The sequence below is a fragment of the Comamonas testosteroni genome, from assembly GCF_000761245.1.
Taxonomy (GTDB): Bacteria; Pseudomonadota; Gammaproteobacteria; order Burkholderiales; family Burkholderiaceae_C; genus Comamonas; species Comamonas testosteroni_C.
This window is the reverse complement of record NZ_AWOR01000046.1, coordinates 129,484-155,341: the sequence shown is the minus strand read 5'-3', so window position 1 is coordinate 155,341 and position 25,858 is coordinate 129,484. Positions and strand designations below refer to the sequence as shown.

The 25,858-nt window shown below is 61.4% G+C and carries 24 protein-coding genes; 4 read left to right on the top strand and 20 right to left on the bottom strand.

Annotated features, from left to right (window positions below):
- Window positions 1-152: 152 nt before the first annotated feature.
- Entirely contained in the window at window positions 153-875 is a 723-nt protein-coding gene (gene fnr / locus P353_RS12040; RefSeq protein ID WP_034369963.1) for a fumarate/nitrate reduction transcriptional regulator Fnr, read from the top strand.
- Window positions 876-938: 63 nt separating this feature from the next.
- Here fnr and P353_RS12035 read toward each other — a convergent pair whose 3' ends face one another.
- The 9 genes from P353_RS12035 to P353_RS11995 form a co-directional block, all read right to left on the bottom strand.
- The gene (locus P353_RS12035; RefSeq protein WP_034369494.1) at window positions 939-1,202 is read right to left on the bottom strand and encodes a hypothetical protein; all 264 of its coding nucleotides are present in this window, start codon (window positions 1,200-1,202) and stop codon (window positions 939-941) included.
- 257 nt (window positions 1,203-1,459) lie between these two features.
- A complete protein-coding gene (locus P353_RS12030; RefSeq protein ID WP_034369492.1) occupies window positions 1,460-1,765 on the bottom strand; it encodes a FixH family protein in 306 nt (101 codons plus the stop codon).
- 126 nt (window positions 1,766-1,891) lie between these two features.
- Window positions 1,892-3,334 (bottom strand): cytochrome c oxidase accessory protein CcoG, encoded by a 1,443-nt coding sequence (ccoG, locus tag P353_RS12025; protein ID WP_034369489.1) that lies wholly within the window; start codon window positions 3,332-3,334, stop codon window positions 1,892-1,894.
- A gap of 82 nt (window positions 3,335-3,416) precedes the next feature.
- A complete protein-coding gene (ccoP, locus tag P353_RS12020) occupies window positions 3,417-4,328 on the bottom strand; it encodes a cytochrome-c oxidase, cbb3-type subunit III (RefSeq protein WP_034369486.1) in 912 nt (303 codons plus the stop codon).
- Between the two features lie 27 nt (window positions 4,329-4,355).
- The gene (locus tag P353_RS12015) at window positions 4,356-4,493 is read right to left on the bottom strand and encodes a cbb3-type cytochrome oxidase subunit 3 (RefSeq protein ID WP_003063128.1); all 138 of its coding nucleotides are present in this window, start codon (window positions 4,491-4,493) and stop codon (window positions 4,356-4,358) included.
- Window positions 4,494-4,510: 17 nt separating this feature from the next.
- Entirely contained in the window at window positions 4,511-5,143 is a 633-nt protein-coding gene (gene ccoO / locus P353_RS12010; RefSeq protein WP_034369484.1) for a cytochrome-c oxidase, cbb3-type subunit II, read from the bottom strand.
- A 19-nt stretch (window positions 5,144-5,162) separates the two neighbouring features.
- On the bottom strand, window positions 5,163-6,599 hold the full coding sequence (ccoN, locus tag P353_RS12005) for a cytochrome-c oxidase, cbb3-type subunit I (protein ID WP_034369481.1): 1,437 nt from the start codon (window positions 6,597-6,599) through the stop codon (window positions 5,163-5,165).
- Window positions 6,600-6,662: 63 nt separating this feature from the next.
- On the bottom strand, window positions 6,663-6,800 hold the full coding sequence (gene ccoS, locus P353_RS12000; RefSeq protein ID WP_003056328.1) for a cbb3-type cytochrome oxidase assembly protein CcoS: 138 nt from the start codon (window positions 6,798-6,800) through the stop codon (window positions 6,663-6,665).
- Window positions 6,800-9,181, bottom strand: a complete 2,382-nt coding sequence (locus tag P353_RS11995; protein WP_034369960.1) for a heavy metal translocating P-type ATPase — start codon at window positions 9,179-9,181, stop codon at window positions 6,800-6,802. Before P353_RS11995 ends, ccoS begins: the two co-directional genes overlap by 1 nt.
- A 188-nt stretch (window positions 9,182-9,369) precedes the next feature.
- Between P353_RS11995 and P353_RS11990 the strand changes: the two genes are divergently transcribed.
- Window positions 9,370-9,813, top strand: coding sequence for a universal stress protein (locus P353_RS11990; protein WP_003063135.1), 444 nt, complete (start codon window positions 9,370-9,372; stop codon window positions 9,811-9,813).
- A 336-nt stretch (window positions 9,814-10,149) separates the two neighbouring features.
- Here P353_RS11990 and P353_RS11985 read toward each other — a convergent pair whose 3' ends face one another.
- The 7 genes from P353_RS11985 to P353_RS11955 all read right to left on the bottom strand — a co-directional run bounded on the left by P353_RS11985 (window position 10,150) and on the right by P353_RS11955 (window position 18,925).
- A complete protein-coding gene (locus P353_RS11985; protein ID WP_034369958.1) occupies window positions 10,150-11,703 on the bottom strand; it encodes a malonate--CoA ligase in 1,554 nt (517 codons plus the stop codon).
- A gap of 161 nt (window positions 11,704-11,864) precedes the next feature.
- A complete protein-coding gene (locus tag P353_RS11980; protein ID WP_034369956.1) occupies window positions 11,865-12,881 on the bottom strand; it encodes a Bug family tripartite tricarboxylate transporter substrate binding protein in 1,017 nt (338 codons plus the stop codon).
- A 112-nt stretch (window positions 12,882-12,993) separates the two neighbouring features.
- On the bottom strand, window positions 12,994-14,409 hold the full coding sequence (locus tag P353_RS11975) for a malonyl-CoA decarboxylase (RefSeq protein ID WP_034369479.1): 1,416 nt from the start codon (window positions 14,407-14,409) through the stop codon (window positions 12,994-12,996).
- A 156-nt stretch (window positions 14,410-14,565) separates the two neighbouring features.
- The gene (lgt, locus tag P353_RS11970) at window positions 14,566-15,408 is read right to left on the bottom strand and encodes a prolipoprotein diacylglyceryl transferase (protein ID WP_034369477.1); all 843 of its coding nucleotides are present in this window, start codon (window positions 15,406-15,408) and stop codon (window positions 14,566-14,568) included.
- A gap of 145 nt (window positions 15,409-15,553) precedes the next feature.
- Window positions 15,554-16,561 (bottom strand): Bug family tripartite tricarboxylate transporter substrate binding protein, encoded by a 1,008-nt coding sequence (locus tag P353_RS11965; protein WP_034369955.1) that lies wholly within the window; start codon window positions 16,559-16,561, stop codon window positions 15,554-15,556.
- Window positions 16,562-16,685: 124 nt separating this feature from the next.
- Window positions 16,686-18,545: a dihydroxy-acid dehydratase gene (gene ilvD, locus P353_RS11960; RefSeq protein WP_034369475.1), complete on the bottom strand. Its 1,860-nt coding sequence runs from the start codon at window positions 18,543-18,545 to the stop codon at window positions 16,686-16,688.
- 140 nt (window positions 18,546-18,685) lie between these two features.
- Entirely contained in the window at window positions 18,686-18,925 is a 240-nt protein-coding gene (locus P353_RS11955) for a TIGR04438 family Trp-rich protein (RefSeq protein WP_034369472.1), read from the bottom strand.
- 113 nt (window positions 18,926-19,038) lie between these two features.
- On the opposite strand from P353_RS11955, the gene P353_RS11950 reads away from it, so the two are divergent.
- Window positions 19,039-19,344 (top strand): c-type cytochrome, encoded by a 306-nt coding sequence (locus P353_RS11950; protein WP_034369953.1) that lies wholly within the window; start codon window positions 19,039-19,041, stop codon window positions 19,342-19,344.
- An 82-nt stretch (window positions 19,345-19,426) separates the two neighbouring features.
- On the opposite strand, the gene P353_RS11945 is transcribed toward P353_RS11950, so the two are convergent.
- Complete coding sequence (locus P353_RS11945) at window positions 19,427-21,412, bottom strand: alkyl/aryl-sulfatase (RefSeq protein WP_034369469.1); 1,986 nt, start codon at window positions 21,410-21,412, stop codon at window positions 19,427-19,429.
- A 158-nt stretch (window positions 21,413-21,570) separates the two neighbouring features.
- Here P353_RS11945 and P353_RS11940 point away from each other — a divergent pair, with 158 nt between their 5' ends.
- Entirely contained in the window at window positions 21,571-22,476 is a 906-nt protein-coding gene (locus P353_RS11940; RefSeq protein ID WP_034369467.1) for a LysR family transcriptional regulator, read from the top strand.
- A 119-nt stretch (window positions 22,477-22,595) separates the two neighbouring features.
- Here the strand turns inward: P353_RS11940 and typA are convergent, their stop codons facing one another.
- From typA to rbfA, 3 genes are read right to left on the bottom strand one after another with little or no spacing between them, the layout of a single operon-like run.
- On the bottom strand, window positions 22,596-24,422 hold the full coding sequence (gene typA / locus P353_RS11935) for a translational GTPase TypA (RefSeq protein WP_034369466.1): 1,827 nt from the start codon (window positions 24,420-24,422) through the stop codon (window positions 22,596-22,598).
- A complete protein-coding gene (gene truB / locus P353_RS11930; RefSeq protein WP_034369462.1) occupies window positions 24,419-25,411 on the bottom strand; it encodes a tRNA pseudouridine(55) synthase TruB in 993 nt (330 codons plus the stop codon). The genes typA and truB overlap by 4 nt, the downstream gene beginning before the upstream one ends.
- 4 nt (window positions 25,412-25,415) lie before the next feature.
- The gene (gene rbfA / locus P353_RS11925; protein WP_003056352.1) at window positions 25,416-25,793 is read right to left on the bottom strand and encodes a 30S ribosome-binding factor RbfA; all 378 of its coding nucleotides are present in this window, start codon (window positions 25,791-25,793) and stop codon (window positions 25,416-25,418) included.
- Window positions 25,794-25,858 lie beyond the last annotated feature (65 nt).

Here is a 25,858-nt window from a genome sequence, read left to right as displayed (position 1 = left end):
TGTGCCCCAAGGCAATCACCCTGTCCTTGATCAAAATCAAGAGACCTCAAGGCAAGTGCTGCGACAATTTGATCCATCTCATCTTCAACCACGAGGTCAATGACCAGCGCGACTCTCCACTCTGTGTCTGTCTGCGCAGTTGCAAAAAGCCCATGAATCTTCAGACCATCAAAGCATCCTGCTCCAACTGCAATCTGCGTGAACTGTGCATGCCCATGGGCCTGGACGATGAACAAATGGAGCGCATTGACGAGATTGTGGCCACGCGCCGCAAGGTCAAGCGCGGCGGGCTGCTGTTTCGCAATGGCGAAGAGTTCACCTCTCTGTATGCCATTCGAACCGGCTTCTTCAAGACCAGCGTGGCTACCGAAGACGGACGCGATCAGGTCACAGGCTTTCAGATGGCGGGCGAAATCATTGGTCTGGACGGTATCGTCAACGACCACCACACCTGTGATGCCGTGGCCCTGGAAGACGCCGAGGTCTGTGTCATGCCGTTTGACAAGCTGGAGCAGCTCTCGCGCGAGGTCACGGCGCTGCAGAACCATGTGCACAAGGTCATGAGCCGCGAAATCGTGCGCGAGCATGGCGTGATGCTGCTGCTGGGCAGCATGCGTGCCGAAGAGCGCCTGGCGGCTTTTGTGTTGAACCTGGTCCAGCGTCTGTCGGCACGCGGCTTTTCCAAGTCGGAGCTGGTGCTGCGCATGACGCGCGAAGAAATCGGCAGTTACCTGGGCCTCAAGCTCGAGACCGTGAGCCGCACTTTCTCCAAATTTGCAGAGGAAGGCATTGTGGAAGTCAAGCAGCGCCACCTGCGCATTCTGGATACCGAGGCGCTCAAACGCATCGTCAACAGCCAGCAATGCCAGAGCTGAACCGAGTCAGCAGACGCTCTCAAGACAAAGCCCGCGGACAGCGGGCTTTTTTATCTGGGCGAATTACTCGGGCAGAGGCTCGGAAACGATGCCGCCATTGAGATCGCTGACGGAGCGCCCCAGCATCACCGTCATCGCACCTCCCATCAGGGTCACGACCCAGAAGGCAAAAAAGGCGACCGTATAGATGGCCTGGCGTGACCAGTCCAGGGGAGAACCCAGCCAGTGCACATCCAGCGGGTCCACAAAGGCGAAAACCACCGTCTCCATGATTGCTGCCGCCAGAAAGGCCGGCCAGACAATCCACATCCAGCGTCGAGCATCCATCCTGATTCTCCTTGGGCTGTGGGCTTGGTCATATTTTGCACAACAGTAGTGGCCGTTCATGCAGGACTGCGGGCATGCACCGTGGCGGGAAACCCTGAATCACTCTCTTTTCAGTAGCACCCTGCGCCATCGGGATAACAAAAAACCATTTACTTCTATATCAACGTTAGACGGAGCATGCGCAACACGCTCTGATTTTGATATCGGCAACAAAAAAGGCCGCAAAAGCGACCTTGGCGAAGCAAGCACCGGAGCGCTCAGCGATCCAGAGGATGGTCCTTGGCTGGAGTGGCCGCATGATTGCGGCCGGTGACTGCAGGAGCCATGCTTTTTTCACTTTCGCTCAGGCGCTGGTTGATTTCCATGCCATGGCGGTAGTAGTCAGGGTCAATCACGGGATCGGGCCTGCTCAGTGCGATGTATGCGGTGACAAAGCCGGCAATCACCACGATCACCGGGCCGGCGATGATGAGCCAGACATGGGCAAACTTCCACCAGGACTTGCCGTCCTCGGGGTGGATGATCTTGGCCGTTTGCGAGACCTTGGCTTGTGCTGCCGACATGATGAAACCTCTTTCCAAAATTCTGGCCACCCAGGCACATATGGCAAGGTGGCATAGATTGTTGCCGATTGGCGGTGTCCTTGTCCGGCCTCCGTGATGGCTCACGAAGACCGGCAAGACCTGGCATTAACGCGGCACCAGGAACACCGTCTTCTCGGAAATACGCCCTGCTCCGGCAGTCACTGCATCCACATTGAAGTGTACGGGGTGCGAGCCGGGAGTTGCTGAGCCATACGGAATCTGCAGCCGCACCGCAATGCCGCGCGTCTCGGCAGGGCCAACGGTCACTTCCTGCTCGGATGCGACTTCCAGACCCTCCAGGCCCACGGCGCTGATACGGTAGCGCTGTTCGGACTCGGTGGCGTTCATGATCTGCAGACGGTAGACGTTCTCCAGCTTGCCGCCCGCCACGATGCGCGAAAGCGCCGCACGGTCGCGAATCACGTCGACCTTGAGCGGCTCGCGCAACACCAGACTGGCGATCATGGCGGCGCTGAGGGCCACCAGCACGGCCGAGTAGATCAACACACGGGGGCGGAAAATACGGCGAATCACCTGCACCTGCTTCCAGGCCTTGGCCACGGCATTCTGAGTGGTCAGCCGGATCAGGCCGCGCGGATACTCCATCTTGTCCATCACGGAGTTGCAGGCATCGATGCACAGACCGCAGCCAATGCACTCGTACTGCAGCCCTTTGCGGATATCGATGCCCACGGGGCAGACCTGAACGCAAAGCTTGCAATCTATGCAGTCCCCCAGGCCCTGTGCCTTGTAGTCAACGTCTTTCTTGCGCGGGCCGCGAGCTTCACCACGTTCGGCGTCGTAGCTGACGATCATGGTGTCCTTGTCGAACATGGCACTCTGAAAGCGTGCATAGGGACACATGTACTTGCAGACCTGCTCGCGCATGTAGCCGGCGTTGCCGTAGGTGGCGAACCCGTAGAACGCCACCCAGAAAATCTGCCAGTTGCCCTGGAAGGCCATCAACTGCACACCCAATTCACGGATGGGCACGAAGTAGCCGACAAAGGTGAAGCCTGTCCAAAGAGACAGAACGATCCAGAGAAACTGCTTGAACGACTTTTTCCAGATCTTCTCCAAAGTCCAGCCGCTCTTGTCGATACGCATGCGGGCACTGCGATCGCCTTCGACCTTGCTTTCGATCCACATGAAGATCTCGGTGTAGACCGTCTGCGGACAGGAGAAGCCACACCACAGACGCCCGGCCACGGCGGTAAACAGAAACAGCCCCAGCGCGCTGATGATCAGCAGCCCCGTCAGATAGATGAAGTCCTGCGGATACAGCACCAGTCCGAACAGATAAAAGCGCCGGGCTTCCAGGTCGAACAGCACCATCTGGCGCTCGCCCCACTGCAGCCAGGGCAGGCCGTAGAAGACGAGCTGGGTCAGAAACACCATGGCCCAGCGCCACCGTGAGAACACGCCACTAATAGAGCGTGAGTACACTTTTTGCTCGGAAGCGAACATAGGCACCAACTCAGGCCCGCCCTCATGAGGCTCAGGCGTGATCGGTATGACTTTTCGGGGCTTGCCCTGATCGCACGGCATCGCAGTTCCTTAATGTTTTTGTAATTACTGAAAATTGAAATGCGAAAAAGGCGGTGCCAGGGCACCGCCTTTTAATAACGCATTACTTCTGGTTTTGCGTATTCGAAAGACTCCAGACATAGGAAGCCAGCACCGCAATTTGAGCCTCCGTCAACTTCTCTTTCTGGGCAGGCATCTCATTGTGCTTGCCGCTGTTGACGATGTTGACGATTGCCGCCTCACCCCAGCCATGCAGCCAGATGTCATCGGTCAGGTTAGGTGCTCCCAGCGCAGGGTTGCCCTTGCCGTCCATGCCGTGACAAGCCGCACAGGCCACGAACTTGGACTTGCCTTGCGAAGCCTTGACGGCATCGTGAGGGCTGCCCGACAGGCTCAGCACATAGTGCGCCACATTGCGCACATCTTCCGCCGAGCCCACGGCTGCCGCCATGGGCGGCATCATGCCGATGCGGCCGTTGGTGATGGTCTCCCTGATCTTCTCGGGAGATCCACCATGCAACCAGTCGCCGTCCGCCAGATTCGGGAAGGACTTGCTGCCGCGAGCATCAGAGCCGTGGCATTGCGCACAGTTGTTCATGAACAGACGCTCGCCAATGGCCATGGCCTGAGGGTCCTTGGCCATTTCTTCGGTAGGCATGCTGGTGAACTTGGCATACAGAGGCTCCAGGTCTGCCTTGGCCTTGGCCATTTCCTTGTCGTAGGCGCCGGTCTGGCTCCAGTCCAGCTTGCCGCTGAAGCCGCCCAGACCTGGGTAGACCACAAGATAGGCCAGGCTGAAAACCACGGTGATCACGAACAGACCCATCCACCACTTGGGCATGGGATTGTTGAGTTCACGCAGGTCTTCGTCCCAGACATGGCCTGTGGTGTTGTCGCCCGAGGGAACGACCTTCTTGCTGGCCACCAGAATCAGCAGCAGCAAGCAGCCAAAGATGCCTATCAGCGTAATCGCCGCGACATACACCGACCAGAAATTGTTAATGAAATCGCTCATGGGATGTTCTCGTTGTGGTGATCAGACTCAGTCTTCCAGGAATGGGACCTGAGCTGCCTCGTCAAAACGGGCCTGGTTGCGGCGGGCATACGCCCACCACCAGATGCCCACGAAACACGCCAGCGATGCCAGCGTGGCCACGATACGCATGGTGGTGATATCCATTTCCAGCCCTTTCTCTCTTACTTGACGGCGCGACCAAGGACCTGCAGATAGGCAATCACTGCCTCCATCTCTGTCTTGTCCTTGACCTCGGCCTGAGCACCGGCGATTTCCGCATCGGTGTACGGCACGCCCACCTTGCGCAGCGCGCTCATGCGCGTTGCCACGGCCGTGTCATCCACCTTGTTGGCTTCCAGCCAGGGGTAAGCAGGCATGTTGGACTCGGGCACCACGTCACGCGGGTTGTTCAGGTGGATGCGATGCCATTCGTCGCTGTACTTGCCGCCCACGCGATGCAGGTCGGGACCGGTACGCTTGGAGCCCCACTGGAAGGGGTGGTCGTACACGAACTCGCCAGCTACCGAGTAGTGGCCATAGCGCATGGTCTCGGCACGGAAAGGACGGATCATCTGCGAGTGACAGTTGTAGCAACCCTCGCGCAGATAGACGTCGCGCCCCATCAGCTGCAACGGCGTGTAGGGCTTGAGACCCGCCACTGCTTCGGTCGTGGACTTCTGAAAGAACAGCGGCACGATTTCCACCAGGCCACCAATGGTCAGCACGAACAGCGTCAGCGCGATCAGCAAAAAGTTGCTGGTCTCGATCTTCTCGTGCGAAAAGCTCTTGGGAGCTGCGTTTTTTTGATCAGACATTGCTTTTGCTCCTCAATGCTCAGGCGTGAGCCACCACGGCAGGCACTGCCACCTTGACGGAACGGCCGGCCATTGCGGTCTTCCAGGTGTTCCATGCCATAACCAGCATGCCGCCCAGATACAGCAGACCGCCAGTCACGCGAATCACATAGAAGGGATAGGTCGCCTTCACGCTTTCCACGAAGGTGTAGGTCAGCGTGCCGTCGGGGTTGACAGCGCGCCACATCAGGCCCTGCATCACACCGGCAATCCACATTGCGGCGATGTACAGCACGATGCCGATGGTCGCCATCCAGAAGTGCAGCTCGATCGCGGGCAGGGAGTGCATCTTCTCGCGGCCGAACAGACGGGGGATCAGGTAGTACAGAGAGCCCATGGTGATCAGACCCACCCAGCCCAGAGCGCCGGAGTGCACGTGGCCCACGGTCCAATCGGTGTAGTGGCTCAGCGCGTTCACGGTCTTGATGGCCATCATCGGGCCTTCGAAGGTGGACATGCCGTAGAACGACAGGGACACGATCAGGAAACGCAGGATGGGATCGTCGCGCAGCTTGTGCCAGGCACCCGACAGCGTCATGATCCCGTTGATCATGCCGCCCCAGCTGGGAGCCAGCAGGATCAGCGAGAACACCATGCCCACGGACTGGGTCCAGTCAGGCAAAGCGGTGTAGTGCAGGTGGTGAGGACCCGCCCACATGTACGTGAAGATCAGCGCCCAGAAGTGCACGATCGACAGGCGATACGAGTACACGGGACGACCCGCCTGCTTGGGGATGAAGTAATACATCATGCCCAGGAAGCCGGCGGTCAGGAAGAAGCCCACGGCGTTGTGCCCGTACCACCACTGCACCATCGCGTCCTGCACACCAGCGTAAGCCGAGTAGCTCTTCATCCAGCCGGCGGGGATGGAAATATTGTTGACGATATGCAGCAGGGCCACGGCCAGGATAAAGGCGCCGAAGAACCAGTTGGCCACATAGATGTGCTTGACCTTGCGGATGCCGATAGTGCCGAAGAACACAATGGCGTAGGACACCCATGTCACGGCGATCAGCAGGTCCAGGGGCCATTCCAGCTCGGCGTATTCCTTGCCCTGGGTGTAACCCAGAGGCAGGCTGATAGCCGCACCCACGATGACAAGTTGCCAGGCCCAGAACGTAACGCTGGCCAGCTTGGGCATGAACAGCTTGGTCTGGCAGGTGCGTTGCACCACGTAGTAGCTGGTCGCGAACAGCGCCGAGCCACCAAAAGCGAAGATCACGGCATTGGTATGCAGCGGACGCAGACGTCCGTAGCTCAGCCAGGGAATGCCGAAGTTGAGTTCCGGCCAGGCCAGCTGGGACGCGATCAACACGCCCACCGCCATACCTACCACCCCCCATACCACAGCCATGATAGAGAACTGTCTTACGACGGTGTCGTCGTAATAGACAGCATTGTTATTTGTTGCTTCCATCGGGCACCTCTTAGATATCTTGCAAAGTGTTCATTGGTTTCTGGTCGGGCTCGTTGAGCCACATCAATCGTCGCGAAGAATGCGCTCGCCTTCTTGTTCCACGCTCTCGAACTGGCCCCGGTACACGGCCCACCACAGGGCAGCCACAATGGCCATGACCAGAACAACCGACAGCGGAATCAATACATACAAAATGTCCATCAATGGCCTCCTTGAGTCAGTGGCATGACGGTGCCCCGCGGCGCAAGGTGCGCGGGGGCGGACGCGTTGCTATCTGCAGCCTGCAGCGGCAACGCACGTGCAAGACGGGCTGCGTTGGCGACGACCAGCAAGGAGCTCAGCGCCATGCCGAGCCCTGCCAGCCAGGCAGGCATCCAGCCCACAAGGGCCAGAGGAATAGAGATCGCGTTATAGGCTGCTGCCCAGCCCAGGTTCTGGCGCACCACGGACAGGGTCCGTCGGGCCAGTAACAGGCTTTGCAACACTAACTCCAGGCTGTCTCCCAGTACCACGAAGTCTGCTCGCGATTGTGCCAGCGGCACTGCTTTACCAAAAGCAAAAGAGACATGCGCTCCGGCTAAAACTGGGCCGTCATTCAGGCCGTCGCCCACCATGGCAACCTTATGCCCTGCAGCCTGTGCCGCCTGCATGGCTGCCAGCTTGTCCTGCGGTTGGCAATCACCCTGCGCCTGCTCTATGCCCAGCTTGGCGGCCACGGTTTGCACCGCTGCAGAACGGTCACCCGAGAGCAGCTGCACCGCCACACCTTGCTGCCTGAGGTCGGCAATGACCTGGGCTGCTTCGGGACGCACGTCCTCACTCAGATGGAACTGCGCCAGGGGCAGCCAGCCACTTTGCGATTCCTCGGCCAGCATCACGCTCTGCCCTGGCTCATGCGGAGCCAACTCGGGCACGCCGCAATGCGCGGCAGAGCCCAGACGAAGGTGGCGGCGCAAAGCGGTATTGCTACGCGCCTGCACCCAGACGTCAAGGCCGCTGCCAGCAACTTCCTGAACGGAGTCCAGCAGCCACGCGCTTGCAGGCAGTTCGGCCACCTCGGCTGCCTGCGCCAGGGCCCTGGAAGCGGGATGCATGGACTGACGCGCCAGCAAGGCGGCCAGCGCCAGCAGCTCATCCGTGTTTTGACCTTCAGCAGGTGTCAGCGCGCGCAGCACCAGGCCGTCGCGCGTCAGCGTTCCGGTCTTGTCGAACACCAGCGTATCCACAGCAGCCAGCGCCTCCAGCCCCTGCAGATTGCGCACCAGCACGCCGCTGCGCGCCAGGGTGCCGGCCGCCGTCAGCATGGCCACGGGCGTGGCCAGCGAAAGCGCACAGGGGCAGGTGACGATGAGCACCGCCACGGCCACCATCATGGCCTTGCCCGGGTCGGTAGGCCACCACCAGATGGCCGCAGCCAGCGCCGCCAGCAGCACCACGACAAGGAAAGGCCGGGCCACCTTGTCGGCCAGCTGGGCCAGGGTGGGCTTTTGCAGCGAAGCGCTTTCCATCAGATTCACGATCTGCGCAAAGCGGGTGCCCTCACCCACGCTGTCCACTCTCACATCGACAACACTGTCCAGGTTGTAGCTGCCAGCGGTGACTGCATCGCCCTGTGCGCGCAAAACAGGCGTGGATTCGCCGGTCAGAAGAGCCTCATCGGCATGGGTGGTACCGCGCAGAATCCGGCCGTCTGCGGGGAAAGCCTCGCCCGTGAGCACACGCACCACATCGCCCACGCGCAGGCGGCGCGTGGCCACTCGCTCGAACTCGCCCGATTCGGGCTGCTGACGCAGCACCGAATCCGGCAGCCGGTTCATCACGGCCTCCAATGCACCGGCCGTGCGGTCGCGCAGGCGCAGCTCCAGCCAGCGCCCTGTGAGCAGGAAGAAGACAAACATGGTCAGCGAGTCGAAGAAGACTTCCTGACCGAAGGGACCGGAGGGATCAAAAGTGCCCAGCGTGCTGATGACAAAGGTGATCAGCATGCCTATGGCCACGGGCAGGTCCATGCTCACGCGGCGCTGGGTGATGTCCTTGAGCGCGCGCTTGAAGAACGGGCCGCAGCAAAACAGCACCACGGGCAGAGAAATCACCCAGGAGGCCCAGCGCAGCAAGGTCTCCATCTCCAGCGACAGGTCGCCGGGCCGCGCCGTGTAGGCCGGCCATGCATACATCATCACCTGCATCATGCACAGGCCGGCCACCAGCCAGCGCCACAGGGCACGGCGCGTCTCGGCCTGGCGCAGCTCGCGCGCAAACGCATCGCGCGCGGGCAAGGCCCGATAGCCGGCACGCGATACGGCCTCCATCCATTGCGATGGAAGCACCTGGGCAGGACGCCACTCGACACGGGCTCGGCGCGTTGCGGCACTGACTTCGGCTGCCTGCACTCCGGGGACGGCCCGAAGCGCCTCCTCGATGGTCAGCGCACATGCAGCACAGTGCATGCCCTCCAGAACCACGAAGGAATCCCACACCGGGGACTCGGTTGCGTTTTCGGAGATTGGGGCCTTGGGGCTCTGACCGGCGGGGCGACCAAACGAGCTCCATTCTTGCGGATCGTCCAGCAGATGACTGTGCATCTGGGACAAGTTCAGGAAACCGGTGTCAGCAACAGCATGCTCTGCCGCGGAAGGCTGGACAGTAGTGTGTTGGGACATGTTTCAAGCGTAACTACGCCAGATGATACCCACCTTGACATTAATCAACCGTTAACTGCCCAATCGACATATGCTTGTATTTACAACACCTGCAACCTAAGGAGAAAGCTATGTACAACCGCATTTTGATTGCTACCGACGGCACCGAACTCTCGGACAAGGCTGTGCATGCAGGCCTGGATCTGGCCGCTTTGTGCGGCGCCAGCGTGATTGCGCTCAAGGTTGTCTCGCACTATCCGCGCAGCTATCTGGAAGGCAGCGACTTGCTGGACATCAAGGAAGCCAAGCGCATTGAGGAGCAATGGACCAATCAGGCCCAGACCCTGCTGAACGGCGTCAAAGCCTTTGGTCATGAGCGCAAGGTCAACGTCACGACCGAAATCGCCCACTCCGACCTGGTGGCCGAGTCGATTGTGGAGATGGCCAAAAAGCACGACTGCGACCTGATCGTCATGGCTTCGCACGGTCGCAAGGGTCTGCAGCGCCTGCTGCTGGGCAGCGAAACCCAGCATGTGCTGACACATTCGCCCGTGCCGGTGCTGGTGCTGCGCTGACTGGCTCTCCTTGAGCCGCTTCGCGGCTTGCACTGAAGGGACGGCATCTGCACTGGGGAACGACCCTGGCCGGGCGCCCCTTGCTGGGCTTGCCCTGATATCCAGTATCCAGTGCACAGGCCGCTAAGAGGCCGCCGTTTGCTACTCACAAATTAAAAGCAGCTTGCGTACAAGCTGCTTTATTTTTAGGCCGATTCGATGCTGAATTCGCCTTCCAGGCTACGTAAACAGCTCACTTTTCAGGAGTCAAGTCAAAAGACAAGCGCCTGAAACGCAGCCAATAGTGCAGCCAAAAACCAACGCTTGGCGTGCGGCTGGAGACGCTCGGCAGCAGGTTCAGGAGAACTCCTGCTGATACTGATCGCGCAGCAGCTTCTTCTGGACCTTGCCCATGGTGTTGCGCGGCAGGCTGTCCACCACATAGCAGCGCTTGGGCACCTTGAAGTTGGCCAGCCTGGCCTTGAGCGACTCCAGAATCTTCAGCCCATCCAGCTGCGCGCCCTTGCGCGGCACGATGACGGCAACGCCGACCTCGCCAAAGTCCGGGTGCGGCACGCCCACCAGGGCGCTTTCGTCCACGCCAGGCAAATCGTTGATGAAGCCCTCCACCTCGGCCGGATAGACGTTGTAGCCGCCCGAGATGATCAAGTCCTTGCTGCGCCCCACGATGCTGAAATAGCCGCGCGCATCCTGCATGCCCACATCGCCGGTCTTGAACCAGCCGTCTGCCGTGAACTCCTCGGCCGTCTTCTCCGGCATGCGCCAGTAGCCCTTGAACACATTGGGCCCCTGCACCTCGATATTGCCGATCTCGCCTGCGGGCAGGGCCTTGCCGTCGTCGCCATGAATGCGCACGCCCACGCCGGGCAGGGGAAAGCCCACGGTTGCGCCGCGACGCTCGGCCTCGTTGCCGTAGCGCGCATCTGCCTGATAGGGGTTGGAGGTCAGCATGATGGTCTCGCTCATGCCATAGCGCTCAAGGATGGTGTGACCGGTACGCGTCTTCCAGGCGCGGAAGGTCTCGATCAGCATGGGAGCCGATCCCGAGACGAACAGGCGCATGTGCGCGGCCATGTCGCGGTCCAGCCTGGCATCGGCCAGCATGCGTACATAAAGGGTCGGCACCCCCATGAAGACGGTCGCATCCTTGAAGCGCGCCATGACGGCCTCGGGCTCGAAGCGGGCAAACCAGATCATGGGGCTGCCGTTGAGCAGCGCTCCGTGAATGGCGACAAACAGGCCATGCACATGGAAGATGGGCAGCGCGTGAATCAGCACATCGCCTTCCTGCCAGCCCCAGTAGACCTTGAGCATGGCTGCATTGCTCAGCAGATTGCCGTGACTGAGCATGGCGCCCTTGCTGCGCCCCGTGGTGCCGCTGGTGTAGAGAATCGCCGCCAGATCGTCGGCGCCGCGCGAAACGACCTGGTGCTCGTCGCTGTGGTGGGCCGCGCGCTCCAGCAAGCTGCCCGTGCGATCGGTGCCCAGGGTGTAGACATGGCCCACGCCGTGGTTGAATGCAATCTTGGACACCCAGCCAAAACAGCCGGGTGCGCAGACCACCACGGCCGGCTCGGCATTGGTGATGAAGTACTCCATCTCTGCGCTCTGGTAGGCGGTGTTCAGCGGCAGGAACACATGGCCGCTGCGCAGCGTGGCCAGGTACAGCATCATAGCTTCGACCGACTTTTCCACCTGCACCGCAATGCGGCTGCCCTCGGGCAGATCCAGAGAGGCCAGCAGATTGGCCATGCGTGCACTGCCCTGCTCCAGATCGGCCCAGGTGTAGTAGAGACTGGAGCCATCGGGCTCGATGGCCTCCACGGCATTTTTCGTCAGATCCGCAGGAAATGCAGCGCGCAGCGCGCTGAAAAGATTGGCTTGAGGCATATCGGTCATCGTGATGCTGTCGAACTGGGCAACGGTGAAAGCAAAAGGTCCATGGCCATCATAGGCCCGGCCCTGGCCTGGCTGATGGCAGCAGGCACTGAAAAAACGCACTTCTTAAATGGGGCGCCTGCAAAGGCCGCCCCGTAAAGCGGCCAGCGGGCTCAGGAGTCAATCTTCACATTCGCCGCCTTGACCACATGGGCCCAGCGCTGGATCTCGCTTTGCACCATGGCGGCAAACTGCGGCTGGCTCAGCTGCCCATAGTCGGCGCCGTTCTTGGCCCAGGCAGCCTTGATGTCCTCGGCTGCTCCGATCTTGCGCACCTCGTCCAGCATCTGCTGCTGCACGGCAGCAGGCGTGCCCTTGGGCGCCCATAGCCCATACCAGGTGGTGACGGTGAAGTCCGGCAGGCCGCACTCGGCAGCGCTGGGCACATCGGGGAAGGCAGGGTTGCGCTTGGCGCCCGCCACCATCAAGGCCTTGATGCGGCCGCCCTTGATATGCTGGGCCGATGAGCCCAGGCCGTCGAACAGCATGTCCACATTGCCGGCTATCAGGTCCTGCAGCGCCGGGCCCGCCCCCTTGTAGGGAATATGGGTGATCTGGGTCTTGGTCTGCAGCTTGAACAGCTCACCCGCCAGATGGTGCGAGGATCCCGGCCCTGCCGAGGCATAGTTGTACTTGCCGGGGTTGGCGCGCAAGTCCTGAACCAGAGCCTGCAAGCTGGCATGCGTCACCTTCTTGGGGTTGACCACCACGACCTGCGGCACGCTGGCCAGCAGCGCCAGCGGGATGAAGTCGCGCTCCAGATCGTATTCGAGCTTGGGGTAGACCGAGGGCGCAATCACATGGTGGGTGCCGCCCATGAAGAAGTTGTAGCCGTCGGGTGCGGACTTGGCCGCAATGCTGGCGCCCAGCGTGCCGCCCGCGCCACCGCGGTTGTCTATCACCAGGGTCTTGCCCGAGGTCTTGGCGAACTGGGCAGAGAACGGTCTGGCAAAGGTGTCGGTGCCGCCGCCGGCAGGAAAAGGCACGATCAGATTGACCGGCCTGCTCGGCCATTCCGATGCCTGGGCCATGCCCGTCCAGCCCGATGCCCCTGCCGCCAAAAACGCCCCCGTCGACCCAAGCAGCGTGCGCCGCTGCAAACCCACGCTCTTTGCCCAAGAATCCTGCATGTATGTCTCCTCTGCTCGCCCGGTCAGCAGCACCGCCGCAGCCGGGCTTGTGGTTGGAAGACGCAGCAGCAAAAGCCGGCTCAGGCCGGGTGCAGCGCGAGTCGCGATGCACTCAACCCTTGCACAGCGATTCGATCTCCGAGGACACGGGAATCTTGCTCTGCGCCAACAGGCTGCGGTGCTTGTCCAGGCGCTTGAGGTCATACAGATAGTTGACCATCAGCCCCATGGATTGCTTGAGCCCCTTGGACGACAGGTCTGCCGCCCAGTTCAGGCGCTCAACGCGCGCACCGTTGCCAAGGTGAAAGCGTGCCACGGCATCCAGCGGACGGCCCTTGGCAGTTTCCCGCCCCAGATAGCGCGCGGCGCAAAACATGGTGGCCTGACGCACCACCGACTTTTCCGGCAGCGAGCCGGGGTCGTCCAGCGCAGCCAGCAATTGCGCGGCACTCACTCCGCCGGCGACTTTTTCCAGGGCCGCCTTCTGCTTGTCGTCCAGCTCCGCCAGCGCCGCATCGCCGTTCTTGCTCAACCAGTTGCGCAGTCCCGGAATGGGCGACAGCGTGGCGAACTGCTTGAGCTTGGGGAACTCCTGCGTGAGTGTCTCCACCACATGCTTGATGAGCGAATCGCCGAAGCTCACGCCCTTGAGCCCGGTCTGGGTGTTGCTGATGGAATAGAAGATGGCGGTATTGGCCTTGGCCAGATCGGCAGCCGCTGCGGCCTCGTCCAGCAGCGGAGCCATGCTGCCCGCCATCTTGTCCAGCAGCGCCACCTCCACAAAGATCAGCGGAACATTGGGCATGCGCGGGTGAAAGAACCCATAGCAGCGGCGGTCGCTGTCGAGGCGATTTTTCAGATCGGCCCAGCTGCGGATATCGTGCACGGCCTCGTACTTGATCAGCTTCTCCAGCAGCGATGCCGGCGAATCCCAGTTCAGGCTCTTGAGTTCCAGCAAGGCCACATCGAACCAGCTGGAAAACAGATGCTCCAGCTCGGCATCCAGCGCCACATAGTGCTGCTCGGCCTTGGGCAAGGCCAGCAGTTCGGCACGCATATCGACCAAAAAGCCCATGCCGCCCTTGGGCTGGGCAAAGCGCTGCAGCAGCCGCGTGCGCGATGAAACCAGGGCGCGGCGCAGGCTCATCTCTGCCTCGCCGCGCTCCACATCGCTGCCCGCCTTGTCGTAGCGCTCGCGCGCCGCCTGCAAGGCCTTGGCATCGGGGCCGAACTTCTCGATCGCCAGCAGCCAGAAGTCCTTGCGTGCGGCCAGATCGGCCTTGCCATACCAGTCCATCAGCACCTGCGCGTGACGGCCGCCCTCCACGTCGCTGAGCGCGGTATCGGCCACCTGCTGCATGTCCTGCAGCAAGCGACGCAGCTCGCGCGGCGACAGCGACTCCTCCCCACGACGCAAGGTGGCCTCCAGGCGTTGCGCCAGCGGGCGATGCTGGCCATCGCCCTTCTCGCCCTCCGCACCGCGCACCCACAGCTTGGTTTGCTCAATCCACTCGGCTGCCCAGCCCATAAGCATCTCCTTGTTCCAGCACCATCATGCTCTCATTGAAGAAGCAGATACCGCAATTGCAGTAACGCTTTGAGCCATTATGTGCAGTTTTCCTGCCTCAGCCAGCGCCGTAAAAAAAAATGCAGACCGAAGTCTGCGTTTTCCAGGATCTGGCCTTCAGGCCGTGGTTCGCTGAACCACGTACGCCTGGCGCTTGCCGCACCACACCCACATGAGCACACCGGCCACGATCATGGGAAGGCACAGCCACTGCCCCATGCTCATGCCCAAAGACAGAATGCCCAGGAAGTCATCGGGCTCGCGGAAGTACTCGGCAATGAAGCGGAAGGCGCCATAGCCGATCAGAAAGACCGCTGCGATCTGGCCGGGCTTGCGTTCCTTGCGCGCGTACAGCCACAGAATGAGGAACAGCAGCAGCCCTTCCATCAGGAACTGATAGATCTGCGAGGGGTGACGCGGCAGCATGGAGCCGCTTTGCGGGAACACCATGGCCCAGGGCAGCTCTGCACTCGCAAAACGTCCCCAGAGCTCGCCGTTGATGAAGTTGCCGATCCGCCCCGCTGCCAGCCCGGTGGGCACACAAGGCGCGACAAAATCTGCGACTTCCAGCCAGTTGCGCTTGCGCGAGCGCGCAAACCAGATCATGGAGCCGATGACGCCCAGCAAGCCGCCGTGAAAGCTCATGCCGCCCTGCCAGACGGCAAGAATCTCCAGCGGATGCGAGAGGTAGTAGCCAGGCTTGTAGAACAGGCAGTAGCCGATGCGCCCGCCCACGACCACGCCCAGCACGCCGAGAAAGAGAATGTCCTCCACATCCTTGCGCGCCCAGGCACGCTCGCCCGTCATGTATTTGAATGGAGGGTGGTGCAGTCGGCGCGTGCCCAGAAACAGGAACAGACCAAAGGCCACCAGATAGGTTATGCCATACCAGTGCACGGCCAGCGGGCCAATCTGCACGGCTACAGGATCAATGTGCGGATACATCAGCATGTCAGGCATTGTGCCGCAGGCCGATGACGTTTCTGCAAAACTGCATGCACCAAGAACGCTGCAAGGCCTCATTCGTCGATTCAAAGACCTCAGAGACGCCAAACCCCGGCCTGGATGACTGCGGCATCCGGCACCGGCAGTCCTATGTGAAGCGTCAATGCGGCTTGTCCACCGCCAGGCCCTGCTCGCGCACGGTCTGGCGCACGACCTTGGCGGTCTCTTCCATCATGGTGCTCAGGCGCTGCGCCGTGCCGCCCAAGACATGCACGCCCATGGCCTGCAGACGCTCCTGCACGGCAGGCTCCTGCAGGGCCGCGTTGGCAGCGCCGTTGAGCCTGGTCACGACGGGCTGAGGCGTTCCTGCCGGGGCAACGATGCCAAACCAGGTGATGGCCAGATCGTTGAGCGCAGGGTGACCCAACTCCCTGAACGTAGGCACCTGCGGCAGGGCCGGCAGGCGCTCCTGTGCGGCCACGGCGAACGCAACCAGGCGGCCCGCAGCCACATGCGGAGCCGACGAAGGGTATTGATCGCTGAGCACCTGGGTCTCGCCCGACAGTGCACCGCTGATCACCGGCCCTTGCCCCTTGTAGGGAATGTGGTGCAGCTTGAGCTTGAGATCGGCATTGAGGCGCTCGGCAATCAGATGCCCGATGGAGCCTACTCCGGCCGATCCGATATTGAGCTGACCCGGCTTGCTGCGCGCAAGAGTGAGGAACTGGGCGTAGTTCTGCACACCCATATTGGGATGCACGGAGAACACCGACGGAATGGACGCCAGTGCAACCACCGGTACAAAAGCCTTGGCAGGATCTATGCGTGCCGACTGGGGCAGCATGATGGGATTGACCACCAGCGTGCTGATGGTGCCCAGGCCGATCGTGTAGCCGTCAGGCGCCGCATTGGCCACGGCCTCGGCCCCGAGGAAGCCGCTGGCGCCGGAGCGGTTGTCGACCACCACCGGCTGACCCAGAGTCGTGTGCATGGCATCGGCAACCAGGCGCGCCACGATATCAGTGGAGCCTCCGGGCGTGAAAGGGACCACCAGACGCACGGGACGCTGCGGGTAACGCCCTTCTGCAGCCTGCGCCGTCAATGCCCCCAGCAAGACCAGCAGCCCTGCTGTCTTCAACAAGAAGGAGGGGCGAACAGCGAAAGACATGGAGATCACTTTCTGGCAAGACAATAAAAACAGCCGCGCGACTTGCATCGAGCGGCTGTGGGATTGTCCGTCAGCATGGGAGCCCGCGCTGACGAAATGACGAAACAAACGTAACGGCGATTGTTCAGTCGTCGAGCAGCGACAGATCGCGTACGGCGCCGGTGTCGGCGCTGGTCACCAGCTTGGCATAGGCCTTGAGGGCCGCCGAGATCTTGCGGGGACGGGCTTGAGCAGGCTTCCAGCCCTTGGCATTCTGCACTTCACGGCGGCGGGCCAGCTCTTCGTCGCTGACCAGCATGTTGATGCTGCGGTTGGGAATGTCGATGCGGATGATGTCGCCGTTCTGCACCAGACCGATCGCGCCGCCGGCTGCCGCCTCGGGAGAGCAGTGACCGATGGACAGGCCGGAGGTACCGCCCGAGAAGCGGCCGTCCGTCAGCAGCGCACAGGCCTTGCCCAGGCCCTTGGACTTGATGTAGCTGGTGGGGTAGAGCATTTCCTGCATGCCGGGGCCGCCCTTGGGGCCTTCGTAGCGCACGATGACCACGTCGCCGGCCTTGACCTTGTCGGCCAGGATGTTGGCCACGGCCTCGTCCTGCGACTCGACCACATGGGCCGGGCCTTCGAACACCAGGATCGACTCGTCCACGCCTGCAGACTTCACCACGCAGCCGTCCAGCGCGATGTTGCCGCGCAGCACGGCCAGGCCGCCTTCCTTGCTGAAAGCGTGCTCATAGCTGCGGATGCAGCCTTCGGCACGGTCCAGGTCCAGGCTGGGCCAGCGGGTGTTCTGGCTGAACGCCACCTGCGTGGGAATGCCGGCCGGGCCGGCCATGTAGAAGTGGCGCACTGCCTCGTCCTGCGTGCGCACGATGTCCCACTGCTCCAGCGCATCCTTCATGGTCTTGGCATGCACCGTGGGCACATCGGTGTGCAGCTTGCCGGCTCGGTCCAGCTCGCCCAGGATGGCCATGATGCCGCCGGCGCGGTGCACGTCTTCGATGTGGTACTTGGGCGTGTTGGGCGCCACCTTGCACAGCTGGGGCACGACGCGCGAGAGGCGGTCGATGTCGGCCATGGTGAAGTCGATACCTGCTTCCTGGGCGATGGCCAGCAAGTGCAGGATGGTATTGGTGGAGCCGCCCATGGCGATGTCCAGCGTGATGCAGTTCTCGAAGGCCTTGAAGCCCACGGAGCGTGGCAGCACGCTGTCGTTGTCGTTCTCGTAGTAGTCGCGGGCCAGCTCGACGATGCGGCGGCCGGCGCGCAGGAACAGCTCTTCGCGGTCGGCATGCGTGGCCACCACGGTGCCGTTGCCGGGCAGGGACAGGCCCAGCGCTTCGGTCAGGCAGTTCATCGAATTGGCGGTGAACATGCCCGAGCACGAACCACAGGTCGGACAGGCGGAGCGTTCCACCTCGGCCACTTCGGCGTCGGAATAGCGCTGATCGGCCGCGATCACCATGGCGTCCACCAGGTCCAGCTTCTTGAACTCGATGGTCTTGGTTTCGGGGTTGGCCAGCCGGGTCTTGCCGGCTTCCATGGGACCGCCGGAAACAAAGATCACCGGAATGTTCAGGCGCATCGCGGCCATCAACATGCCGGGGGTGATCTTGTCGCAGTTGGAGATGCACACCAGCGCATCGGCGCAATGGGCATTGACCATGTACTCGACCGAGTCCGCGATCAGGTCGCGACTGGGCAGCGAATACAGCATGCCGTCATGACCCATGGCGATGCCATCGTCCACGGCGATGGTGTTGAACTCCTTGGCCACACCGCCGGCCGCCTCGATCTCGCGCGCGACCAGTTGCCCCAGATCCTTCAGGTGCACATGGCCGGGCACGAACTGGGTGAAGGAATTGGCAATCGCAATGATGGGCTTGTCAAAATCGCCATCTTTCATGCCGGTGGCACGCCACAGGGCGCGCGCACCGGCCATGTTGCGGCCGCCAGTGGAGGTTTTGGAACGGTATGCGGGCATGGGGTTCGCTATAAGACGTTATCGGGAAATGATTCTTTGGATTATGGCCCAGCACTGCAAGGCAGCGATGCCTAGCCCATGGCGGGCTGTCAGGCAAAACAATCACAAGACATCGTCAATCACGATGCCTGATTCGCTGCTCAGCGACGTCGCTGACCCGGTGCCATGGCTTGCTTCTGACGTTCGATACGCTCTTTCTTGCGCTGGTCCATCTTCTCCATGGCCTTGCGCTTGGTATAGCCGGAGGCATCGGCCCAGGCCCACCAGGCGGCAGCCGCGCCATAAAGGGCCAGAATCGGCCACCAGCTCCAGCCTGTGACAGGCCCGATCTGCGCAAGCTTGAGCAGCGACAGCACAATTGCCAAACCTAACAGATACATACATCCCCTTTTTTGTTGATTTTCCAAAACACAGAGTGCACTGGAGAGTACACAACCCAAGCACTACAATGCGCTAAAAGATCAACTTTAACCCCGCACCCTGGGAACCCATGATGAAGAAATTTTTGATCGCTTTCGCCCTTTCCGCCGCTGCCGTGGCCCCTGCCATGGCCGATCAGGCTCTGGCGCAGTCCAAGAACTGCATGGCCTGCCACGCTGTTGACAAGAAACTGGTTGGTCCCGCATTCAAGGATGTGGCCGCCAAGTATGCAGGCCAAAAGGATGCAGCAGACAAGCTGGCTGCCAAAGTCATCAAGGGCGGCTCCGGCGTGTGGGGTCCCGTGCCCATGCCCGCCAATCCCCAGGTGAACGACGCCGACGCCAAGAAACTGGTGGCCTGGATTCTGGCGCAGAAATAATCTGCCACTCCCACGCAGTGCAAGCTGCCAACAAAAAAACCGCGTGCCAGCCATGCGGTTTTTTTGTTTTCAGGCTACCGCCCTACCGGGTGACGATGGGGAAGTCGGGACGGCTGGCATCGAGCAGCTTCAGGAATGCCCCCAGGGCTGCACGGTCACCCTCGATTTTCATGGCTGCTGGCGCTTGCCCTTCCTTGGCAGCTCCGGACAAAAGCTTCAGGAATGCGGCTCGGCTGAGACTCAGCGACACATCCGCGCCATCCTGGGCTGGTGCCTTGCGGAAATGCAGCACCGCGTTTTCAAGCCAGATCACATAGCGCTCGCCCACATCATCCAGCGCCAGATTCATTACAAAGCGAGTGTCCGCGGCCTTGACTGCGTCCAGCCGTGTGGCCAGCACTTCGAGAAAACGCTCGGTCGGAATCTGCGCCATCATCTCGGCCATGGCCGATAGATCCTTGGACATGGGCACCAGACCCTGGCGCAACTCCAGCGCCGCCGTCAGATAACTGTTACGCCAGGTGGCAGACTCGGCGCGGTAGCCCAGCTGCTCATGGCAACGGGCCAGCAGCTCTTTGGCCACCGTGTTGTCCGGCTCGGCAAACACCAGTTGCTGCAGCAGCTCCACGGCCCAGCGATAGTCGCCCTTCTCGGCCGCTGCACTGCCTTGCTCCAGCACCTTGGCTGCGCCACCCAGCGCCGCCACATATTTCTGCGCCTTGAGCTTAGGCGGCAGCGGATCCAGATTGGCAGGGTTGCCATCGTAATTGCCAAGGTAGAACTGGTAGATGGCTTTGACGTTATGACGCAGATCGCCGTAATAGCCACGTCCGCCCCAGAAAGCCGCCAGCGACGGCGGCAGCTTGATCTGCTCGGCAATCTCGGCAGGCTGCAGCCCCTGGTTGATAAGGCGCACGGTCTGGTCATGCATGAACTGGTAGAGATCGCGCTGGCGGCTGATGAAGCTGGCAATATGCGCCTTGCCCCAGACCGGCCAGTTGTGCTGGTTGAACAGCACCTGCGCATCGCCAGCCTGCTCCAGCACCTTTTGCAGATAGGCAGACCACTGCAAGGCATCGCGTACCTTGGCGCCGCGTATGGGCAGCAGATTGTGCATGGTCTGCGCCAGAATCTCGGCCCCTCCAAAGGCCTTGAGATCCGGAATGCTGAAAGTCAGCTCGGCAGGGGCCTCGGCCCCGGGCATGTTGTGAAACACGAAGCGCACGCCGTCCAGCATCATCTCCTGATCGGCCCTGTCCACGCTGACCGTGGGGGGCAGAATGCCCATATGGCCGCTGACCAGGCTCTTGCCCAGGCCCGTGTCCACATTGCCCGTGGGCGACAACGGCAGCCGCGTGCCGAACTGGTAGATGGCGCGCCGCGCCATGGCTGTGCCCACGAGCAAGTTCTCGCTGGTGGCCTCATTCATGAAGCCCGCAGGCGCCACCACGGGCACTTTGCGTCGCGCCACTTCCGCCGGACTGATGACTCCCAAGGCACCGCCAAAATGATCTGCATGGCTGTGCGTGAAGATCAGCGCCGTCACGGGCTTGTTGCCCAAGTGCTGGCGCGCAAATGCCATGGCGGCCGCGGCAATCTCGCGGCTGGTCAGCGTGTCCACCACAATCCAGCCAGTCTTTCCCTCGACCAGGGTGATGTTGCCTATGTCAAAGCCGCGCAACTGGTAGATACCGTCGGTGACCTTGAACAGCCCCGCCTGGGCATTGAGCCGGGCATGGCGCCAAAGGCTGGGGTTGACACTGTCGGGCGCGGTGCCCTGCACAAAATCAAAGGAGGCAAAGTCCTTGAGCACGCTACCACCGACATCCCGGACCTGGCCCGTGGGCCTGGCAATCAGGCCTCGCTGCGCATCTTCGCGATCCTGAGCATCGTCAGGCGGCAGGCTTTGAGCAAAAGTGGCCAGCACCTCGCGCGTGGCACTGCTGACCTGGCCTGCCTGCAGCGAACCTGCGTTTTGCGAAACGGCAGAAGGTGCTGCGCAGCCAGCCAGCACGCCAGCGGCAAGCAATGCGGCAACACCGGCTTTGGGGGTGAGCCGAAATTCCATATATGTCTCCTTTTGTTATAGCTGTCAGCGCCTGATGGATCTACGTCAGAGCCCCAAAAGACGTCAAATCCACCGAGGCTGCTGTCACATTCTGGGCAGCGCCATGCATTGCGTCCAATGCATAGTCTGAGAAATTTCAATGCATTGAACTCATCGCTATGGACATACGCCGACTGCAGCATCTGGTCATGCTGGCCGACAAGGCCAATTACGCTCGTGCAGCCGAGCAGCTGCATCTGAGCCAGCCCGCACTGACGCGCAGCGTGCAGGCAGCAGAGGAGGAATTTGCGATGAAGCTCTTCGAGCGCGGTGCGGGAGAGGTTCGCCCCACGGCAGCTGGCCAGTTTGTGCTGGAGCGCGCCCGTGAGCTGGTGCGCCAAAGCCGCAATCTGCAACGCGATGTGCAGCTCTATCGAGATCGGCAGATGGGGGACACGGCCTGCGGCTTTGGCCCGTTTCCGGCTCAGTTCCTGCTGCCGCCACTGCTGCAACAGGCCCGTAAAGCCTTTGCTGCAGTACATGTGCGCGCCATCATGGGGAACTGGCAACAATTGCTGCAGCGCCTCAAGGACGATGAGATCGAATTCTTCGTGGCCGAAACCCGTGAGCTGCCCGCTGGCAGCGACTGCACGGTACGCGCCCTGCCCACCCAGCCCGGCGGCCTGTATGTGCGCAGCGGCCATCCGCTGCTGCAGTCCGCGCAAACCGATTTCACGCTGGCCCATTTGCATGCCCATGGCCTGGCTGCCGTGCGTCTGCCCCGAACCGTGCGCGATGCCTTATGCGCCCAGTTGCAGCTGGACCATGACAAGAATCTGCTGGCGGTGGAGTGCGACGATGTCAACAGCCTGATCCAGCTGACGCTGCACACCGATACCGTGCTGGCCGCCATCGAACCTGCGGTGCGTCCTTGGCTCCAAGGCGGACAGCTACAGGCCGTGAGGGTGCGACAGGTGCCGGCCATGACTTCGAGCTATGGCGTGGTCTGGCAGCGCGGGCGCAGCCTTTCGCCCATGGCGCAGTGGCTGGTGCAGCAGGTTTGCGAGCTGGCAGCACAGGCATGAAAAGTGATGTCCCACGCTCGCCCGCTGCGTGTTGCCGCCTCTTGCCTTTGGACGGCCTGGGGATAATAAAAAAAGGCCCCGAAGGGCCTTTTTTTGGATTCACAGCCTGGGCTTGTGAATTACGCATCACGCGAAGCACGCTTGCGATCGTGCTCCTTCAGGTGACGCTTGCGCACGCGCAGGCTGGTGGGGGTGATTTCCAGCAGCTCGTCGTCTTCGATGAATTCCACACCATATTCCAGCGACAGGTCGATGGGAGGCGTGATCTTGATTGCATCTTCCTTGCCGCTGACGCGGAAGTTGGTCAGCTGCTTGGTACGCGTGGCGTTCACCACCAGGTCATTGTCGCGGCTGTGGATGCCGATGATCATGCCTTCGTACACAGGGTCGCCGGCCTTCACGAACATGCGGCCGCGGTCGTCCAGCTTGCCCAGGGCGTAGGTGAAGATTTCACCGTCGTCCATGGAGATCAGCACGCCGTTCTTGCGGCCGCCGATGTCGCCCTTATGGGGTTCATAGCTGTCGAAGATGTTGGCGATCAGGCCGGAGCCACGTGTCAGGTTCAGGAATTCGTTGGTGAAACCGATCAGGCCGCGGGCAGGGATACGGTATTCCAGACGGACGCGACCGCGGCCATCGGGTTCCATGTTCACCAGCTCGCCCTTGCGCTCGCCCAGTGCCTGCATCACGCCGCCCTGGTGGCCTTCTTCGATGTCGGCCGTCACCAGCTCGATAGGCTCGTGCTTTTCGCCGTCGATCATCTGCATCACGACGCGGGGCTTGGACACGGCCAGCTCGTAGCCTTCGCGACGCATTTCTTCCAGCAAGATGGTCAGGTGCAGTTCACCACGGCCGGAGACTTCAAAGATACCGTCTTCGTCGGTTTCCTTGACGCGCAGAGCCACGTTGGAGCGCAGTTCCTTTTGCAGACGGTCCCAGATCTGGCGGCTGGTCACGAACTTGCCTTCACGACCTGCCAGGGGCGAGGTGTTCACGCAGAAGTTCATGGTCAGGGTGGGCTCGTCAATCTTCAGCATGGGCAGAGGCTGGGGATTGATCGGGTCGGTGACGGTTTCGCCGATACCGATGTTTTCGATACCGCTGATCAGCACGATCTCGGAAGGACCGGCTTCGGTGGCCTGCACGCGATCGATACCCTGGAAGGTATGCACCTGGTTGATCTTGCCGCTGTAGCTCTTGCCATCAGGGCCGGCCATCACAGCCACTTGCTGACCGGGCTTGAGCGTGCCCTGGGTGATGCGGCCCACGCCGATACGACCCACGAAGGTGGAGTAGTCCAGAGCGGAAACCTGCAGCTGCAGGGGAGCGTTGGCGTCGCCCTGCACGGCAGGCACGTGAGCCAGGATGGTGTCGAACAGGGCGGACATGTCCTCACCCCACTTGGCACCGGGCTCGCCCTCTTCCTTGGAAGACCAGCCGTTGATGCCGGAGGCGTAGACCACGGGGAAGTCCAGCTGCTCGTCGGTGGCGCCCAGCTTGTCGAACAGGTCGAAAGCGGCGTTGATCACCTTGTCGGGGTTGGCACCGGGCTTGTCCACCTTGTTCACCACCACGATGGGGCGCAGACCCAGGGCCAGAGCCTTCTTGGTCACGAAGCGCGTCTGGGGCATGGGGCCTTCCTGCGCATCGATCAGCAGCACCACGCCGTCGACCATGGACAGGGCACGTTCCACTTCGCCGCCGAAGTCCGCGTGACCGGGCGTGTCGAGAATGTTGATGTGGGTGTCCTTCCAGGACACGGCGCAGTTCTTGGCCAGAATGGTGATGCCGCGCTCACGTTCGATGGCATGGTTGTCCATCACGGTGTCGACGACTTTTTCGTGCTCGGCAAAAGTGCCGGACTGGCGCAGCAGCTGGTCCACCATGGTGGTCTTACCGTGGTCAACGTGCGCGATGATCGCAATGTTGCGGATTTGTTTGCTCATAATGTTTCCAAAATGCCGCTTGCTTGTGGACGCGGCGTTCCTTCCAAAATTTGTTGAATTTCTAGCGGACTGAGCAGGCGCTCGGGGATCAACTCCCCGCTCGCCACACGGCCTACCCCTAAAAGGGCATGCGGGCGCTCACCATACACCGCCACGGCCGGGGCATCAGCCCAAGACCCTCGACGGCGCAAGCCTGATAGAAAGCGACCTGCATCCTGTTCACCCAAGGTGACGACGGCATGACGATGCAGCAGGGTATCCACAGGCAGGACCTGTGCAACGCGCTCTTCATCGTTCATGGCTTCCAGCGCCTGCAGCGTCACGCAGCGCGACACTTCAAGACCGCCGGTTTCCACACGGCGCAGAAAACGCAAATGGGCGCCACAGCCCAAGGCCTCGCCCACGTCTTCGCCCAATGTGCGGATGTAAGTGCCCTTGCTGCAGGTCACTCTCATCTTGATGGCTGGATGCCCTTGATCGTCCTGCACCAGCGTCAGCTCCAATGCATGAATGGTGACATCGCGTGCAGGGCGCTCCACTTCCACGCCCGCACGGGCGTATTCATAGAGTGCCTTGCCGTCCTTCTTCAGCGCACTGTGCATGGGCGGCACCTGCTGGATGTCGCCCGTGAACTGCGCCTGCACCTGCGCCAGGCGCTCGGGCGTGATGGCGGCCAGATCGACGGCACGCTCCAGCACCACATCGCCCTCGGCATCGGCCGTGGTCGTGGTCTGGCCCAGGCGGGCAATGGCTTCGTAGGTTTTCTCGGCTTCGAGCTGAAGCTGACTGAATTTGGTGGCAGCGCCGAAACACAGCGGCAGCACGCCACTGGCCAGTGGATCAAGCGTGCCTGTATGCCCGGCCTTTTCGGCGCGCAGCAGCCACTTGACCTTCTGCAAGATATCGTTGCTGGACCAGCCCAGCGGTTTATCGAGCAGCAACACCCCATGCACAGGGCGCCGCTGCACCCGGGTGCGAGGGGCGTTCATGTGCTTATTCCTGTTCGGGTCCGCGCGACGCCACAGCCTTGGCGATCAAGGCGTTCATGTCGGCAGCGCGCTCTGTAGTGCGGTCGTAGACGAAATGCAGCGTGGGCACGGTATGAATGTGCAGACGCTTGAACAGGCCGTTGCGCAGAAAGCCTGCGGCCTGATTGAGTGCAGCCAGCGTCACTTCGGGATCGCCGACGAGCACGCTGAAGAACACCTTGGCGTGGGCATAGTCAGGAGTCACCTCCACGCCTTGCAGCGTGACCATGCCGACGCGCGGGTCCTTCAACTCGCGGGCGATCAGCTCCGACAGATCACGCTGGATCTGGTCGGAAACTTTGAAGCTGCGATTGGGAGCAGCAGATTTGCGTTTGGTTGCCATGAATAAAAAAGGAGCTATTTGCGCTTGCTGCACAAGGAGTTCAAGGCGTTTTCAGCCTCAAACCC

What these genes read in the sequence shown, in the direction of transcription:
- typA (WP_034369466.1), bottom strand. Translation starts at nt 24,422, where the DNA reads ATGAGCAAACAAATCCGCAACATTGCGATCATCGCGCACGTTGACCAC.
- P353_RS11975 (WP_034369479.1), bottom strand. Translation starts at nt 14,409, where the DNA reads ATGGGCTGGGCAGCCGAGTGGATTGAGCAAACCAAGCTGTGGGTGCGC.
- P353_RS11990 (WP_003063135.1), top strand. Translation starts at nt 9,370, where the DNA reads ATGTACAACCGCATTTTGATTGCTACCGACGGCACCGAACTCTCGGAC.
- P353_RS11985 (WP_034369958.1), bottom strand. Translation starts at nt 11,703, where the DNA reads ATGCCTCAAGCCAATCTTTTCAGCGCGCTGCGCGCTGCATTTCCTGCG.
- lgt (WP_034369477.1), bottom strand. Translation starts at nt 15,408, where the DNA reads ATGCCTGACATGCTGATGTATCCGCACATTGATCCTGTAGCCGTGCAG.
- ccoN (WP_034369481.1), bottom strand. Translation starts at nt 6,599, where the DNA reads ATGGAAGCAACAAATAACAATGCTGTCTATTACGACGACACCGTCGTA.
- ilvD (WP_034369475.1), bottom strand. Translation starts at nt 18,545, where the DNA reads ATGCCCGCATACCGTTCCAAAACCTCCACTGGCGGCCGCAACATGGCC.
- ccoP (WP_034369486.1), bottom strand. Translation starts at nt 4,328, where the DNA reads ATGAGCGATTTCATTAACAATTTCTGGTCGGTGTATGTCGCGGCGATT.
- ccoS (WP_003056328.1), bottom strand. Translation starts at nt 6,800, where the DNA reads ATGGACATTTTGTATGTATTGATTCCGCTGTCGGTTGTTCTGGTCATG.
- ccoG (WP_034369489.1), bottom strand. Translation starts at nt 3,334, where the DNA reads ATGCCGTGCGATCAGGGCAAGCCCCGAAAAGTCATACCGATCACGCCT.
- truB (WP_034369462.1), bottom strand. Translation starts at nt 25,411, where the DNA reads ATGAACGCCCCTCGCACCCGGGTGCAGCGGCGCCCTGTGCATGGGGTG.
- P353_RS11980 (WP_034369956.1), bottom strand. Translation starts at nt 12,881, where the DNA reads ATGCAGGATTCTTGGGCAAAGAGCGTGGGTTTGCAGCGGCGCACGCTG.
- fnr (WP_034369963.1), top strand. Translation starts at nt 153, where the DNA reads ATGAATCTTCAGACCATCAAAGCATCCTGCTCCAACTGCAATCTGCGT.
- rbfA (WP_003056352.1), bottom strand. Translation starts at nt 25,793, where the DNA reads ATGGCAACCAAACGCAAATCTGCTGCTCCCAATCGCAGCTTCAAAGTT.
- P353_RS11945 (WP_034369469.1), bottom strand. Translation starts at nt 21,412, where the DNA reads ATGGAATTTCGGCTCACCCCCAAAGCCGGTGTTGCCGCATTGCTTGCC.
- P353_RS11955 (WP_034369472.1), bottom strand. Translation starts at nt 18,925, where the DNA reads ATGTATCTGTTAGGTTTGGCAATTGTGCTGTCGCTGCTCAAGCTTGCG.
- P353_RS11995 (WP_034369960.1), bottom strand. Translation starts at nt 9,181, where the DNA reads ATGCACAGTCATCTGCTGGACGATCCGCAAGAATGGAGCTCGTTTGGT.
- P353_RS12015 (WP_003063128.1), bottom strand. Translation starts at nt 4,493, where the DNA reads ATGGATATCACCACCATGCGTATCGTGGCCACGCTGGCATCGCTGGCG.
- P353_RS12030 (WP_034369492.1), bottom strand. Translation starts at nt 1,765, where the DNA reads ATGTCGGCAGCACAAGCCAAGGTCTCGCAAACGGCCAAGATCATCCAC.
- P353_RS11965 (WP_034369955.1), bottom strand. Translation starts at nt 16,561, where the DNA reads ATGTCTTTCGCTGTTCGCCCCTCCTTCTTGTTGAAGACAGCAGGGCTG.
- P353_RS11940 (WP_034369467.1), top strand. Translation starts at nt 21,571, where the DNA reads ATGGACATACGCCGACTGCAGCATCTGGTCATGCTGGCCGACAAGGCC.
- P353_RS12035 (WP_034369494.1), bottom strand. Translation starts at nt 1,202, where the DNA reads ATGGATGCTCGACGCTGGATGTGGATTGTCTGGCCGGCCTTTCTGGCG.
- P353_RS11950 (WP_034369953.1), top strand. Translation starts at nt 19,039, where the DNA reads ATGAAGAAATTTTTGATCGCTTTCGCCCTTTCCGCCGCTGCCGTGGCC.
- ccoO (WP_034369484.1), bottom strand. Translation starts at nt 5,143, where the DNA reads ATGTCTGATCAAAAAAACGCAGCTCCCAAGAGCTTTTCGCACGAGAAG.